The 15,229-nt window shown below is 34.3% G+C and carries 16 protein-coding genes; all 16 read left to right on the top strand.

Annotated features, from left to right (window positions below; translation table 11 throughout):
* Positions 1-2: 2 nt before the first annotated feature.
* Complete coding sequence (malQ, locus tag BN2667_RS05500; protein ID WP_054252328.1) at positions 3-1,514, top strand: 4-alpha-glucanotransferase; 1,512 nt, start codon at positions 3-5, stop codon at positions 1,512-1,514.
* Positions 1,514-2,068, top strand: coding sequence for a GNAT family N-acetyltransferase (locus tag BN2667_RS05495; protein ID WP_054252327.1), 555 nt, complete (start codon positions 1,514-1,516; stop codon positions 2,066-2,068). Before malQ ends, BN2667_RS05495 begins: the two co-directional genes overlap by 1 nt.
* 14 nt (positions 2,069-2,082) lie before the next feature.
* A complete protein-coding gene (locus BN2667_RS05490) occupies positions 2,083-2,622 on the top strand; it encodes a hemerythrin domain-containing protein (protein WP_054252326.1) in 540 nt (179 codons plus the stop codon).
* Between the two features lie 158 nt (positions 2,623-2,780).
* Positions 2,781-4,079, top strand: a complete 1,299-nt coding sequence (locus tag BN2667_RS05485; RefSeq protein WP_054252325.1) for an NfeD family protein — start codon at positions 2,781-2,783, stop codon at positions 4,077-4,079.
* Between the two features lie 4 nt (positions 4,080-4,083).
* Positions 4,084-5,091 carry a flotillin-like protein FloA gene (floA, locus tag BN2667_RS05480; RefSeq protein WP_054252324.1) on the top strand — a complete coding sequence of 336 codons (1,008 nt, stop codon included), beginning with the start codon at positions 4,084-4,086 and terminating at the stop codon, positions 5,089-5,091.
* Positions 5,092-5,103: 12 nt separating this feature from the next.
* Positions 5,104-5,655, top strand: a complete 552-nt coding sequence (locus BN2667_RS05475; RefSeq protein ID WP_054252323.1) for a hypothetical protein — start codon at positions 5,104-5,106, stop codon at positions 5,653-5,655.
* Positions 5,656-5,749: 94 nt separating this feature from the next.
* Entirely contained in the window at positions 5,750-6,748 is a 999-nt protein-coding gene (locus tag BN2667_RS05470) for a PhoH family protein (protein ID WP_054252322.1), read from the top strand.
* Between the two features lie 94 nt (positions 6,749-6,842).
* Positions 6,843-7,340, top strand: coding sequence for an rRNA maturation RNase YbeY (ybeY, locus tag BN2667_RS05465; RefSeq protein ID WP_054252321.1), 498 nt, complete (start codon positions 6,843-6,845; stop codon positions 7,338-7,340).
* Positions 7,337-8,062, top strand: a complete 726-nt coding sequence (locus BN2667_RS05460; RefSeq protein WP_054252320.1) for a diacylglycerol kinase — start codon at positions 7,337-7,339, stop codon at positions 8,060-8,062. Before ybeY ends, BN2667_RS05460 begins: the two co-directional genes overlap by 4 nt.
* Positions 8,063-8,073: 11 nt before the next feature.
* Positions 8,074-8,958, top strand: coding sequence for a GTPase Era (gene era / locus BN2667_RS05455; protein ID WP_054252319.1), 885 nt, complete (start codon positions 8,074-8,076; stop codon positions 8,956-8,958).
* Positions 8,945-9,706 (top strand): DNA repair protein RecO, encoded by a 762-nt coding sequence (gene recO, locus BN2667_RS05450; RefSeq protein ID WP_054252318.1) that lies wholly within the window; start codon positions 8,945-8,947, stop codon positions 9,704-9,706. The genes era and recO overlap by 14 nt, the downstream gene beginning before the upstream one ends.
* An 11-nt stretch (positions 9,707-9,717) precedes the next feature.
* A complete protein-coding gene (glyQ, locus tag BN2667_RS05445) occupies positions 9,718-10,599 on the top strand; it encodes a glycine--tRNA ligase subunit alpha (protein ID WP_054252317.1) in 882 nt (293 codons plus the stop codon).
* The gene (gene glyS, locus BN2667_RS05440) at positions 10,600-12,660 is read left to right on the top strand and encodes a glycine--tRNA ligase subunit beta (protein ID WP_054252316.1); all 2,061 of its coding nucleotides are present in this window, start codon (positions 10,600-10,602) and stop codon (positions 12,658-12,660) included.
* 11 nt (positions 12,661-12,671) lie between these two features.
* Positions 12,672-13,310 carry a CBS domain-containing protein gene (locus tag BN2667_RS05435; protein WP_054252315.1) on the top strand — a complete coding sequence of 213 codons (639 nt, stop codon included), beginning with the start codon at positions 12,672-12,674 and terminating at the stop codon, positions 13,308-13,310.
* The gene (locus BN2667_RS05430) at positions 13,307-14,122 is read left to right on the top strand and encodes a pyruvate, water dikinase regulatory protein (protein WP_054252314.1); all 816 of its coding nucleotides are present in this window, start codon (positions 13,307-13,309) and stop codon (positions 14,120-14,122) included. The genes BN2667_RS05435 and BN2667_RS05430 overlap by 4 nt, the downstream gene beginning before the upstream one ends.
* 90 nt (positions 14,123-14,212) lie before the next feature.
* Entirely contained in the window at positions 14,213-15,223 is a 1,011-nt protein-coding gene (locus BN2667_RS05425; protein ID WP_054252313.1) for a deoxyguanosinetriphosphate triphosphohydrolase, read from the top strand.
* Positions 15,224-15,229 lie beyond the last annotated feature (6 nt).

The following is a 15,229-nucleotide window of genomic DNA, read 5'->3' as shown; positions in this document are numbered from 1 at the left end:
ATATGTTAGATGAAAAATACGACTACAAAGAAACAAAACAAAATAGAGGTTCAGGAATTCTCATGCATATAAGCTCTCTACCAGGCCCTTATGGAATTGGAACCCTAGGAGACAAGGCCAGAGATTTTGCAGATTTTTTAAAAGCTGCAGGACAAAAGTATTGGCAGCTTCTGCCAGTTGGACCAACAGGTTATGGAGACAGTCCCTATGCTTCATTTTCTTCCTTTGCTGGCAATCCTTACTTTATAGACTTAGACTATTTAGTTAGAGATGGCCTTTTAACCAAGGAAGACTTGGCGTCATTAGAAGAAGGTTTTGATCCTGAAAAAGTTGACTATGCAAGACTTTACAATGAAAGATATCCAATTTTACAAAAGGCCTTTGCAAATTTTGATATTGGCAATATGGGCTTTCAAGACTTTGTGGCCAAAAAAAAAGATTGGTTAAACGACTATGCCTTGTTTATGGCCCTGAAAAATAAGTTTGCTGGAAAAAATTTTTACAGTTGGCCTGACTCTTACAAGTATAGAGACCCTATAGCCTTAGAAGAATTTGCTAGAGACCATCAAGAAGAAATAGATTTTCAAAAGTTTATCCAATATGAATTTTTTAAACAATGGACAGACTTTAAGGCCTATGTCAATGAAAGAAATATAAAAATTATAGGAGACCTGCCAATTTTTGTGGCAGCAGATTCTTTAGAAATTTGGACCAAGCCTCAGCTATTTCAAATGGAAAAGGACCTAAGGCCCAAGTATGTAGGAGGCTGTCCACCAGATTATTTTTCAGAAGATGGTCAGCTTTGGGGTAATCCAGTTTATGATTGGGAGGCCAACAAAGAAGAGGGCTATAACTTTTGGATTAATAGGATCAAACACAATTTAGAAATTTTTGATGTCCTAAGACTAGATCACTTTAGGGGATTTGAATCTTATTGGAAGATTCCCTATGGAGATGAAAATGCCAGAAGAGGGTCATGGGAACTAGGACCAGCCATGGACTTGTTCAATAAGGTAAAAGAAGAACTTGGAGAACTTTCTATTATTGCTGAAGACCTAGGTTATATAACTGAAGAAGTTGTTAACTTTAGAAAAGAAACAGGTTTTCCATCTATGAAGGTCCTTCAATTTGCCTTTAATCCAGATGCAAGTAGTGACTACCTTCCTCACAACTTAGTTGACAATTCAGTTATTTATACTGGCACCCACGACAATGACACCATCAAAGGCTGGGCAGCAAATGCCAGAGAAGATGAATTACAATTTGCTAGAAAATATTTTAATATTGATGAAGAAGAAGGCTTTAACCACGGCCTAATTAGAGGGGCAATGACCTCTGTTTCATTTATGGCAATTTTCCAAATGCAAGACTTCTTAGACCTAGGCAACGAGGCAAGAATGAACAACCCAGGTAAAATTGGAGACAATTGGACTTGGAGAATGAAAGACGATGGCATAAACAAGCAAATTATTGATGAACTTAGAGAGCTAACTAGGATTTCTGGAAGACTGTGATGGAAGACTTTAGACTTTACAGTAAAAATTTTATTTTGAGACCCTTTAAGACTGAGGATGCAAAAAAGGTGGCGGAACTTTGTAACGACAAGAGTATTTATGACAACACATTTTTGCTTCCATTTCCTTACAAACTTATTGATTCTATTGAATGGATAGAATATTTGCAAAAATCTTGGGATTTAGATAGACAAATTACCTTGGCAATTTGTAGAAAGGAAGATGGAGAAGTAATAGGTTGTATAAGTTTAGATTTATCTCAAGTCCACAAGAGGGCGACTATTGGCTACTGGTTAGGAGCTCCTTATAGAAATCAGGGAATAATGACTGAGTGTTTAAAGAGAATTATTTCTTATGTCTTTGACGAAAGATCTTATAACAAAGTCTATGGAGAGCACTTTGCTTCAAATCCTGCATCTGGCAAGGTTATGAAAAAGGCAGGACTCAAATATGAAGGAACTCTCAAAGGCCACTTAAAAAAGGGACCTACTTATATTGATTTAGTTTGTTATGGTCTAACTCGAGAAGACTATAAAAAACTTTCTAAGGGATAAATAGGAGAAAAAAAATGTACGGAATAGAAATTTTAGAAAGAGAACACGAAAATATTTTAAACTTTACTAATATTTTAGAAGAGAAATTTATAAATATTTTAGATGGCAAAGAAGAAATTGGTATAAATTTTTTTGAAAAATCAATTAACTTTATTAGAGTCTATGCTGATGGCCACCACCACAAAAAAGAGGAGGATATTCTCTTTAAGTATATGTTAGAAGATTTAGGACCTTTAGCAGATAAACTAATTCGCTCAGGTATGTTAGTTGAACATGACCTAGCTAGGTTTACAACCCTTGAACTTGAAAAGGCTCTTAAGTCTTATGAAGCTGACCCGTCTACAAAAAATAAATTAGACATAATCGGCCACGGTATGGCCTATGTTTATTTATTAAGACGACATGCAGAAAAAGAAAACCAAGTTCTTTATCCCTTTGCAGCAAAGAACTTGTCTGAAGAAAAATTAAATTTAATAAATGAAGAGACCAAGGCCTATGAAGAAAACTTTAATAAAGAATTTCTTGCAGATTTTGAAATGGTTTTATTAGGTTAGGGTTTTATAAAGACTTAAATTTATTTTACAAAAACAAAAAGCTTCTAGAAAATCTAGAGGCTTTTTTTATTTTGTGGGTATAGGTATAATAATAGTTAAATTAAATACATGTTGATGAAAAAACTTTAAATAAAAAAATTAAGAAAGGAGTAGAAACTTTGGGAAAGAGATCACTTAAAAAAATAATAATTTTTCTATTTATTATTTTACTGGCAACATCAAATTTAGTTTTTGCTGAGGCAAAAGAAGACACAATTTATATTCTTCCCCTTAAAGAAGAAATAACCAAGGCATCTTCTAGGTATGTAGACCAGGCTATTAAAGAAGCAGAAGACCTTGGAGCCAGTCATTTAATTGTAGACTTAGATACTTATGGCGGCTTAGTTGATGGGGCAGAGGAGATAAAAAATTCTCTTTTAGACTCAAGTCTTTCAACAACTTGCTATATTAATTCTAAGGCAGAGTCAGCTGGAGTTTTAATTAGTCTATCTTGTGATCATATTTATATGAGCCCAAGAGGGACAATAGGATCTGCAGAAACTATTCCTAATACGGAAAAAGTATTATCTATGTGGAAGTCCCTCCTTAGAAACACAGCCCAAGTCCAAGGCCGAGACCCTGAAATTTTTGAAGCCATGGCAGATTCTCAAATGGATATTCCAGGTATAAGCCCAAAAGGCAGTTTACTCAATCTAACTGCCAAAGAAGCAGAAGATTTAAAAGCTTCTGACGGGACAGCAAAAGATCTTGACGACCTTATAAAAACTTTGGGTTTTCAATCATACTCTAAGGTCTATGCCAGTGAAGATTGGGCAACAAAGTTTGCTAAAAGTATTTCTAAGCAGTGGGTTTCTTCTATATTAATAGTCCTAGCCTTTGTTGGTTTAGTTGTTGAACTATTAATGCCAGGCTTTGGAGTCCCAGGAATTATTTCCCTAGTTTCCTTTGCCCTTTTCTTTGGCTCAAACTTAATGGTAGGAAATGCCTCTTGGATTTCACTAATTTGCTTTATGGTAGGGGCAGTTTTAATTGTTGTAGAGTTATTTATTCCAGGTTTTGGCCTACCAGGCATAGCTGGAATAACCCTTTCAATAATAGGCCTTGCAACTTCTATGGCTAGTCTTCAGCAGGCTTTAACTTCAATTGTTATAGCCATTGTTGTTACAAGTGGAGTTATATATTTGATTTTCAAATTTGGTCTTAACTCTAGGACTTTTTCTAATATAACCTTGACTACTGCCATTAAGGGAACTTCTGGACCTGACAAAAAGGTTGATGATGCAAAGATTAAAATTGGAGATAGGGGAAAGACTCTTACAATGTTAAGGCCTTACGGCTTTATAGAAATTAATGGTATAAAATTTGACGCAAGTTCAGAGTCAACTTTTATAGATAAGGATCGCACAGTAGAAGTAATAAAACTTCACGGAAACACAATAATTGTAAAGGAGATTTAAAAGTATGGGTGGATTAGGTATTGGTACAATTTTAATTACTATTTTAGTTATCTTTTTGCTGGTAATGTTTTTTACATTTATTCCAGTAGGACTATGGGTAACAGCATTTTTCTCTGGAGTTAGAATTAAACTTTCTAACCTAGTTGGAATGAGACTAAGAAGGGTTGTCCCTTCTAGGATAGTTAATCCTCTTATTAAGGCAACAAAGGCAGGACTAGACTTAGATATTTCTGAATTAGAAGCTCACTATCTAGCAGGTGGTAATATTAACACCTTAGTAGATGCATTAATTGCAGCCCAAAGGGCAAACATCCCTCTAGTATTTGAAAGGGCAGCAGCCATTGACCTTGCAGGAAGAAATGTTTTAGAAGCAGTCCAAGTTTCTGTTAACCCAAAGGTAATTGAAACTCCAAATATTTCTGCAGTTGCCCAAGACGGAATTGAAGTTATTGTAAAGGCAAGAGTAACTGTTAGGGCAAATATTGACAGACTTGTTGGTGGTGCTGGTGAAGAAACTATTATAGCCAGAGTTGGTGAAGGTATTGTAACAACAGTTGGTTCTTCTGGATCCTACAAGGGAGTTTTAGAAAATCCTGATAACATTTCTAAGGTAGTTTTAGACAAGGGCCTTGATTCAGGTACAGCCTTTGAAATTTTATCTATTGATATAGCAGACGTTGACGTAGCTAGAAATATTGGCGCAAAACTTCAAGCTGACCAAGCTGCAGCTGACAAGAAGATTGCAGAAGCAAAGGCATCAGAAAGAAGAGCCATGGCCCTAGCTAGAGAACAAGAAATGAAGGCCCAAGTTGTTGAAATGAAGGCCAAGGTTGTTGAAGCAGAATCTCAAGTTCCACTAGCCTTGTCAGAAGCATTAAAATCTGGAAAGCTTGGAGTTATGGACTACTATAATATGAAAAATGTAATGGCAGATACTGACATGAGAGAATCTATTGCAAGAGTAGATGAAAAATCAAAGGCAGACGACGATAAGGACAAAATAAACAACTAGGATGTGAAATAGATGTGGAAATTTATCCTATTAATAGTCTATTTGGTAATTAGTAAGTCTTTGGAAAAAGGAAAATTTACTAATAAATATGAAAAATACGAAGATTATAAGGCAGATAGACCAAAGAAAAATACCTTTGACTCTTCAGTTCAAAGGAAGAAGGCTCAAAGACAGGCAAATAAAAGAGACCTTGGTGAATTTTTAGGCGGTTTAGAAAAATCTTTGTATAGAAATTCTAAAAATCCAAAAGATAGAGACCAATCAACTTATATTTTTGAAAAAAGCAGGAAAAAAAGAGCTGAAGAAAATAAAGCTTATAGTATGGATCCTGACTATTTAGAGCCAGAAGTCCTTCAGGTCCAAAGATTTAAAGAATATGAACTTTCTCTTTATGGGTCTGATGAAGAAAATCCAATGTTTGATTATGACTACGATGCAATAAATAATGTTGATGAAGATTTTGAATTAGAAATTTTTGAAGGCTCTAAAAAATCTTTAGACTTGAAAGAAGCTATAATTATGAAAGAGATTTTAGACAAGCCTGTGGCTTTGAGAAGAAATTAAAAAAGGAAAGACGAAGGTGGCAAGATGCTGCCTTTGTTTTTTGCCTTGAACTTGTATTTGTTTTTATAGTAAAATAAGATAAAGCGAGGTATAAATGACAGAATTTAAAAGAGAAATAGACATTAATCACATTGACACTATAGATCTAAGCCAACTTTTTGGCAGGCTAGATGAAAATATTAAATTCCTTGAAGACAAGTTTCAAGTTAGGATTAAATTAAAAGAAGGCTATTTATTAATAAGTGGACCTAGTGAAGAAAATATTTCTAAGGTCGAAAAACACTTAAAGTCCCTTTTTAAAGTTTTAAAACAACAAAAATCCCTAAGCCTAAGAGATGTAAAATATCTTGTCTACCAGGGAGAGAAAAATCCTGAAGTAGATTTAAGCAAACATTTTAAAGAGGCAATTATTTATTCATCAACTGGCAAGGTCATTAGACCAAAGACCCTAGGTCAAAAAAGATACATTGACGCCATAAAAACTAACAATGTAACCTTTGGCGTAGGGCCAGCTGGAACTGGAAAAACTTATTTGGCTGTTGCCATGGCAGTTAAAGCCTTTAAAGAAAAGGAAGTTGCTAGAATAATTTTAACTAGGCCAGCAGTTGAAGCAGGAGAAAATTTAGGATTTTTGCCAGGAGACTTGCAAATGAAAGTCGATCCTTATTTAAGACCTCTTTATGATGCAATTTTTGATATGCTTGGAGCAGATGTTTTCTACGATCTTTTAGAAAAAAACATAATCGAAGTTGCACCTCTTGCTTATATGAGAGGAAGGACCTTAGACAATTCTTATATTATTTTAGACGAGGCCCAAAACACAACTAGCGAACAAATGAAAATGTTCTTAACTAGACTTGGCCAAGGATCAAAGGCAATTGTAAATGGAGACATAACTCAAATTGACTTAAAAAGGGGACAAAAGTCAGGTCTCTTAGAAGTAATTGACATTCTCCACGATATAGACAAGGTCAGCTTTATATTTTTAGATAAAAGTGATATTGTTAGACACTCTGTAGTTCAAAAAATTATTGAAGCCTATGAAGAGGCAGAAGAAAAGAAAAAAGCATTAGAGAAAAAATTGGAATCCTAGGATTCCTTTTTTTAAAATCTGGGTTTTTAAAGTGAAATTTTAGGGGAAAAGTGGTAAAATAATATTATGTATGCCAAAGACTGGAGGAGATTTTATGCTAGACTTAGAAATTTTAAACGAAAGTGGCAAAGATGTTGATGAAAACTCTTATGCCTTAATTGAAAATGCCATAAAAACTTCTTTGGCCTTTATGGGAATAGATGAAAATATTTCTGCCAGTGTTTTTTTAGTCAATGGAGAAAAAATTCAGGAAGTCAACAGAGACTACAGAAATGTAGACAAGGTCACTGATGTTTTATCCTTTCCTATGGACCTAGTTGAATTTATTTCATATGAAGGCAGGGCAAAAGAATTTTTTGAAGCTCAAGAAGTTCACCAAATCCAATATTTTTTAGGAGATATTTTTATTAACTTAGATAGAATAAAAGACCAGGCTTTAGAATATGGTCACAGTGAAGAAAGAGAACTTTCTTATTTAACTGTTCACAGCCTCTTACATCTTTTAGGCTACGACCATATTGAAGAAGGGGACAGGCTTATTATGAGGCCTAGGGAAGATGCAATTATGGAAAGACTAGGGATTTTAAGATGAAAAGAGACAAGAACAAAAATATAATCTTAGCCTTAATTGATTCTTTTAACTATGCCATTAATGGTTTGATTATTGCAGTTGAAACTGAGAGAAATATGAAGATCCACTATAGTGCAGCTTTAATAGTTTTGTTTCTCTCTATGTTTTTTAATTTTTCAAGGGTAGAGTACATTCTCTTGCTTCTAACTATTTCTTTTGTTATTGTGGCAGAGCTTATGAACACGGCTATTGAAAAGACCATTGACTTAGTTACAGAAGATTACCATCCACTGGCAAAAGTTGCCAAGGATATAGCAGCAGGTGGAGTGCTTCTTGCAGCAATAAATTCAGTTGCTGTTGGATATTTATTATTCTTTGATAGACTGGACCAAGTTAGGTCAGCTGTAGTTTTGAGAATTACTCAATCCCCATCTCATTTAACTTTGATGGCGATATTATTAGTTTTAGTAATAACTCTAGGCTTAAAGGCCCTCTTAAAAGGTTATTCTAAAGGCAGCCATCTTCAAGGTGGGGCAGTTTCAGGCCACTCATCATTGGCTTTTTGTTGTGCAACAATTATTTCAACTAGTGCAGACAATACAATTATTACAATTCTCGCCTACATTATGGCTCTATTAGTTGCAGAGTCAAGAGTAGAGGGAAAAATTCACTCGACCTTAGAAGTTGTAGCAGGGTCTTTATTAGGCATCTTAGTTGGGGTACTTATTTTTCAAATTTTATAAAGGAGATTTTAATGACAAAATCAGGTTTCGTATCTGTAATTGGTAGGCCCAACGTTGGAAAGTCTACCTTATTAAATAGGCTTTTAGGAGAAAAGATTTCTATTATTTCTAACAAGCCACAAACAACCAGGGACCAAATAAAAATGATTTACAATGACGATGAGTCTCAGATTATTTTTGTAGACACTCCTGGCATGCAAAATCCTAGAAACAAACTAGGTGACTATATGCTAAATATTTCAAAAGAATCAGTAGTTGATGCTGATTTAATCTTATATATAGTAGATGCTAGCCCTTATATTGGAGCTAGAGACACAGACATTATTAATTTTTTAAAGACCTTAGACCTGCCAGTAATTTTGGCGATTAACAAGGTAGACACAGTTGAAAAGGGAAAAATCTTAGAATTAATTTCTCTCTACAAGGACTTAGATTTTATAAGCGAAATTATTCCATTTTCTGCAAGTATGGGAGACAATGTTTCTCAGCTTTTAAATACAATAAAAGAATATTTGCCTCAAGGACCCAAGTATTATCCAGAAGACTATATTACAGACAAGTCTGAGAGATTTATAATTTCAGAAATAATTAGAGAAAAGACCTTGACCAACTTAAGAGAAGAGGTTCCCCACGGTATTGGAGTTATAGTTGACTCTGTAAAGGACAGTAAAGATGGAAATAGCTTTAACATTGGAGCAACAATTTATACAGAAAGAGACTCTCACAAGGGAATTATTTTAGGAAAAGGCGGGTCTATGATAAAGAAAATCCGCCTGGAGGCCACTGAAGATTTAGAGAAATTTTTAGATAAAAAAGTAAACTTAGACCTTTGGGTCAAGGTTGAAAAAAATTGGCGAGAAAAGGAAGACAAGTTAAAGAACTTTGGATACAAATAAGCTTATAAAGACTAGGGGCCTAGTTATTTTCCAAAACAGGTACAAGGAGTCTTCTAAAATTGTAAATATTCTCACCAGAGACAGGGGCAAAATCAATGTATTTGTATCAGGAGCCATGCTTCCAACTAGGGGGCTAATGCTAGTTACAGAAAAATTTGTTGAGTCAGACTTTACACTAAGGCTTAATAAAAATTCTTATTATATAGAAAAGGCAAAAATTATTGACTCAAACCTATCCCTAGGCCAGGACCCAAAAAGGGTAATTATTGGAGATTTAATTTGTGAAATTGTAGATCTGACAATGTTAGAAAACCAAGTTGACAGCACAGTCTATGACCTGGTAATAAAGACTTTTAAATACTTACAAGATTTCAGTCTTGACCCTGATTTAATAAATTTGGCCTTTATGATTAAATATATTTCTCACATTGGTTTTAGGCCAAGGTTAGAACTTTGCTCATCTTGTGAGACTAGAAATTTTTCAAATATTTATTTTTCTAACGAAAGTGGCGGCATTGTCTGTGATAATTGTTTGAATAATTTTGATGACTGTGTTAAATTAAACAAATCCACCTATGAGGCACTTATAAAATTACTTTTTTCCAAGTATGAAGATTTTTATTCTTTTGACTTTGATGAAAAGACAATGAAGGACCTCCATAGGCTTATATATGGATATTTGACTTATAATATAGAAATAGATGGATTAAAATCTCAAATTCGCTATGACAAGTTTTTTGGGATTTAGAGGAGGAAAAAATGTATTTTCAAGATTTAGTTTTTAAACTTAAAGAATATTGGGGCAAGCAAGGCTGTTTAGTTATGGAGCCCTATGATGTAGAAGTAGGGGCAGGAACTATGAACCCTAATACTTTTTTAAAGGCCCTAGGCCCAGAACCTTGGAAGGTTTGTTATGTTGAACCTTCAAGAAGACCTGATGATGGTAGATATGGAGAAAATCCCAATAGACTTTATCAACACCATCAATTTCAAGTTATTTTAAAACCTGCACCAGAAAACATTCAAGACCTATACTTAAACTCTTTAAAAGCCATAGGTATCGACCCAACTGTCCACGACGTAAGATTTGTTGAAGACAACTGGGAGTCACCAACTCTTGGAGCTTGGGGCCTAGGCTGGGAAGTTTGGATTGACGCCATGGAAATAACTCAGTTTACCTACTTCCAACAAGTGGGAGGAATAAATTGCGATCTTGAATCTGGTGAACTTACTTATGGTTTAGAGAGAATTGCCCTTTATTTACAAGAAGTTGACAATGTCTATGACATCCAGTGGAATGAAAATATAAAATACGGCGACATTTTTAAAAAGGCTGAATACGAACATTCAGTTTATGCCTTTGAAAAATCAGACAAGGACCTTTTAAGAAACTTGTTTAACGAATACGAAAAAGAAGCTCTTAGAATTATAGATGAAGACGCCTTAGTTCTTCCAGCCTATGACTATGTTCTAAAGTGCTCCCATGTTTTCAATCTCTTAGACGCTAGGGGAACAGTTTCTGTTTCTGAAAGAACTGGCTATATCCAAAGAGTTAGAAATCTGGCTAGAAAAGTTGCCAGCCTTTATGTAAAACAAAGGGAAGAAATGGGCTATCCTTTACTTAAAAAGGAGGAAAAATAAGTGAAAGATTATTTATTAGAAATTGGAGTTGAAGAACTTCCAGCTAGATATATAAATAGGGCCATTGACCAATTTGAAGGAGACTTTAAAAAACTCCTTGAAGAAAACAAATTAAGTTTTGATAAAATAATAAAATACTCTACACCAAGAAGACTAAGCCTTCTTATAAAAGATTTAGAAGCTGACCTTTCTGACAGTGAAGTTGAACTAAAGGGACCAAGTGCAAAAATTGCCTACGACGAAGCAGGCAATCCATCAAAGGCCCTTCAAGGCTTTATGAGATCTCAAGGTTTTACTGAAGCTGACATAGAAATTAAAGACGACTATATTTATGGCAAAAAAACTGTAAAGGCAAAAACTGTTGAAGAAATTTTTGCTGACCAAGTTCCAGCTTTAATTAAGGGAATAAACTTTCCTAAAAATATGAAATGGGGCGGCAAAAACCTAAGATTTGCCAGACCTATTAGATGGCTAGTTTCTCTTTATGGATCAGAGGTTCTTCCTCTAGACCTTGAAGGCATTAGTTGTTCAAATATAACTAGGGGCCACAGGTTCTTAGGCTCAGACCATATAGTTTTAACTGAACCTAGTGCTTACGAAAAAGTTTTAAAAGAAAACTATGTAATTGTAGATGCTAAAGAAAGAAAAAATATAATTAAAAGAGAAGCTAATAGGTTAGCCAAGGAAGTTTCTGGAGATATTATTGAAGACTCAGATCTAATTGACGAGCTTACAAATATAAATGAATATCCTACACCAATTTTAGGATCAATAAAAGAAGAATATCTAGAGTTTCCCAACATTGTAATTACAACAACAATGAAGGAGCACCTAAGATATATTCCTATATACAAGGATGAGAAAACTCTACTTCCATACTTTATTTCAATTGTAAATGGAACAGATGACCACAAGGATGTAGTTATAAAAGGCAATGAAAAAGTTCTTTCTGCCAGACTTGAAGATGCTAAGTTTTTCTATGGCGAAGATTTAGCTACAGACTTTGCAGGATTAAACGAAGCCCTAAGTGGAATTATCTATCACGAAAAACTAGGTTCAATGAAAACCAGAGTTGATAGGATTGAAGAACTAGTAGAAAAAATTGGCGACCAATTAGATATTGCAAAAGAGTCCCAAGACCAAGTAAAAAGAGCAGCATATTTATCAAAAAACGACTTGCTTACTCACATGGTTGATGAATTTTCTGAACTTCAAGGTATTATGGGAGAAATTTATGCAAAAAAATCTGGCGAAGACAGTTTAGTAGCAGAAGCTATTAGAGAACAATATAAGCCTAGATTTAATGGAGATAGCCTACCAGAGACAACAGTTGGTTCTATACTTTCAATTGGAGAAAAGTTAGATGCCATAGCTGGAATGTTTGCAATAGGAATGGCACCAACAGGATCCCAAGATCCATTTGCTTTAAGAAGGTCAACCCTTGGTATAATAAGAATTATTAGAAAAAATAACTGGAGACTGTCAATTAAAGAGGCAATAAAAGACGCCTTATTTATCTATGTTGAAAATAATTCTCTAGTTTTTGACTATGAAAGTGTGTCTAAGGAAATTTATGACTTCTTCTTATCTAGGATTAAGGTAATTTTACTTGACGAAGGAGTAAGATACGACCTAGTAGATGCGATTATAGACACTCAAGACGACGACATTTACAATATTTTCAAAAAAGCCTTTGACTTAAAAGAATGGTTTGATCAGACAGACAGGTCTAAGGAAGTTGAAACCTTTGCTAGATTAAATAATATTGCTGTTAAGGCTGAAAGCTTTGACTTTAGTGAAGACTACTTTAATGACTACGAAAAAGATCTTTATAAGACCTACCTTAGTGTTAAAGACCAAATTGAATCAACAGTTGGGGATTTAGACTATAAGAAAGTTTTAGAAGAGGCTGTAAGTATGCAAGAGCCAATTAATAACTTCTTAGATAATGTCCTAGTTTTTGATGAAGATGAAACACTTAAAAATAATAGGCTAGGTCTACTTGATACAATAAATAAATTTATGCATACCATTATTGATTTTTCTAAAATTGTTATGTAAGGAGTCTCAAGTTGAACTTTAATAAAAAGCAAGAGCGAATTATTAACTTATTAAAAGAAGAAGGAAGGCTATCTGAAAATGAAATAGCCGATAAACTACAAGTGCCAAAGTCAGATCTAGAATCTGACTTGGCCTTGTTAGAAAACCTTAGCGTAATAGCCTTTAATGAAAAATTTGGCTATTATTATCAGGGAAGTAAAAATTACATAGTTTTCACTGAGGTATTAAAATACTATGCAGTTGAAAACATTATGAGCATGCCAGTTATAGTTGAAGACTTTGTCTCAATTTATGACACTATTGTGTTTTTGTTTTTAGAAAATGTTAGCAGCATTTATATAACTAAAGACTCGTCCTTAGTTGGTGTTGTTTCGAGAAAGGACCTTTTGAAAGCAGCCATTAGCGACCTTGATATAAAAACGACTCCAATAAAGTCAATTATGACAAAGATGCCAAATATAAAATCAGTTGAAAGAACTACATCTGTTTACGAGTGTGCAAAGAAAATTGTAAATTCTCATATTGATGGAGTTCCAGTTATTGAAAGGACAGCTAGTGGAATAAAAGTTGTAGGCAGGGTTACTAAAACAAATATTACCAGCCTTTTTGTAAAAATGGGCTACAATTATGATGGTGAGGAATTATTATGAAATATTTAAAAATTTATGTATTATCAGATTCTATAGGAGAAACTGGAGAACAAATAGCCAAGGCAGCAATTAGACAATTTGACTTAGATGATTATGAAATAAAAAGATTTCCCTACCACAATTCAATTGGAATGATTGAACCAATTTTATACGAGGCTGCCAAGGAAGAAAATTCTATGGTAGTTTATACAACTGTAGAAGAAAAAACCAGAAAATTTATCCAAGACAAGGCTGAGGAATTAAATGTAGCCCTAGTTGATGTAATGGGACCACCTTTAGATGCTATGGAAAAAGTTCTTAAAGAAGCTCCTCTTAGAGAACCTGGTTTAATAAGAAGGTTAGACGAAAACTATTTTAAAAAAGTTGAGTGTATAGAATTTGCAGTAACTTATGACGACGGCAAGGACCCAAGAGGAGCCAAGAATGCAGATATATGTTTAGTTGGAATTTCTAGAACTTCAAAAACACCACTTTCAATTTATTTAGCCAACAAACACTTTAAAGTTGCAAATATTCCACTTGTGCCAGAGGTTCCTGTTCCAGATGAAGTTTACAAAAAAGATAAGAGAAGGGTCATTGGATTAATCGCCAATCCTTATAAGATAAATGCAATTAGAGAAGAACGACTAAAGACCCTTGGACTTTCTTCAAGTGCTAGTTATTCATCTCTAGACAGGATTGAAGAAGAATTAGATTATTCAAAAAAAATCATGAAGGACCTAGGATGTTTAGTAATTGATGTAACTAACAAGTCTATTGAAGAGACAGCTGGAATAATAATAGATCACATGAAAGAAAACTTTGGTGAATAAAGATAAAAGGCCACACATTGTGGTCTTTTTTTAGTTACATACATGGACATATAGGGTATAAGTAAGTAGGACTTATAGGTGGTGATTATATTGAACATTAGAGAAGAAATTGAAAACCTAGAAGAACAAAACTTATCTAAATGGGCCAGCCTTTCTAAAAACTCTTTAGGCAGAGAGGTTTATGAAGAAGAATCAGAAATTAGAACTGCCTTTCAAAGAGACAGGGATAGGATTTTACATTCAAAGGCCTTTAGAAGATTAAAGCACAAGACCCAAGTTTTTATCGCTCCTGAACAAGACCATTATAGGACTAGACTTACCCATACCCTAGAAGTTTCTCAAATTTGTAGGACTATGGCCAGGGCCTTAAAATTAAACGAAGACTTGGCAGAGGCAATTTCTCTTGGTCATGACCTAGGCCACACTCCTTTTGGCCACTCAGGAGAAGAAGTTTTAAATAGGCTTCATCCAGGAGGCTTTAAACATTACGAACAAAGTGTGAGAATAGTAAAATATTTAGAACAAAGAAGGGCAGGCCAAGGACTAAATTTAACTGCAGAAGTTATAGATGGCATTAGAAATCATTCAGGCACTAACAAGGCAGCAACCTTAGAAGGAGAGCTATTAAAATTTGCAGATAGAATTGCTTACTTGAACCACGACATTGACGATTCAATTAGGGCAGGAGTAATTTCTTTAGAGCAAATTCCAAAGGGATACATTGAAGTTCTAGGCCAAAGTCATTCAAAGAGAATTGACACTATGATTAAGGACTTAATTTATTCTTCTCAGGATAAGAAAAAGATAACAATGAGTGACCATGTTCTAGAAGCAATGAACGGCCTTAGAAAGTTTATGTTTGAAAATGTCTATCTTAATCCTCTTGTAAAAAGCGAAGAAGATAAAATCAGTCATATACTTACAGAGCTTTATCATTATTATTACAAGGACTTGAGCAGAATACCCAAACACCATCTAGACATTTATAAAAATTTAGACGCAAGTGACGAAGATATTGTTTGTGATTATATATCAGGAATGACAGACACCTTTGTAATAAAAATTTGGAAAGAAATTTATGAACCGAAAATGTGGAAATAGGATGTT

It is taken from the genome of Neofamilia massiliensis (genome assembly GCF_001299475.1).
Taxonomy (GTDB): Bacteria; Bacillota; Clostridia; order Tissierellales; family Peptoniphilaceae; genus Neofamilia; species Neofamilia massiliensis.
The sequence above is the reverse complement of the archived record's forward strand: the minus strand, read 5'-3'. Positions and strand labels throughout refer to the sequence as shown.

Coding starts and splice junctions, on each gene's coding strand:
- malQ (WP_054252328.1), top strand. CDS start 3: ATGTTAGATGAAAAATACGACTACAAAGAAACAAAACAAAATAGAGGT.
- BN2667_RS05495 (WP_054252327.1), top strand. CDS start 1,514: ATGGAAGACTTTAGACTTTACAGTAAAAATTTTATTTTGAGACCCTTT.
- BN2667_RS05490 (WP_054252326.1), top strand. CDS start 2,083: ATGTACGGAATAGAAATTTTAGAAAGAGAACACGAAAATATTTTAAAC.
- floA (WP_054252324.1), top strand. CDS start 4,084: ATGGGTGGATTAGGTATTGGTACAATTTTAATTACTATTTTAGTTATC.
- BN2667_RS05475 (WP_054252323.1), top strand. CDS start 5,104: ATGTGGAAATTTATCCTATTAATAGTCTATTTGGTAATTAGTAAGTCT.
- BN2667_RS05470 (WP_054252322.1), top strand. CDS start 5,750: ATGACAGAATTTAAAAGAGAAATAGACATTAATCACATTGACACTATA.
- ybeY (WP_054252321.1), top strand. CDS start 6,843: ATGCTAGACTTAGAAATTTTAAACGAAAGTGGCAAAGATGTTGATGAA.
- BN2667_RS05460 (WP_054252320.1), top strand. CDS start 7,337: ATGAAAAGAGACAAGAACAAAAATATAATCTTAGCCTTAATTGATTCT.
- era (WP_054252319.1), top strand. CDS start 8,074: ATGACAAAATCAGGTTTCGTATCTGTAATTGGTAGGCCCAACGTTGGA.
- glyQ (WP_054252317.1), top strand. CDS start 9,718: ATGTATTTTCAAGATTTAGTTTTTAAACTTAAAGAATATTGGGGCAAG.
- BN2667_RS05430 (WP_054252314.1), top strand. CDS start 13,307: ATGAAATATTTAAAAATTTATGTATTATCAGATTCTATAGGAGAAACT.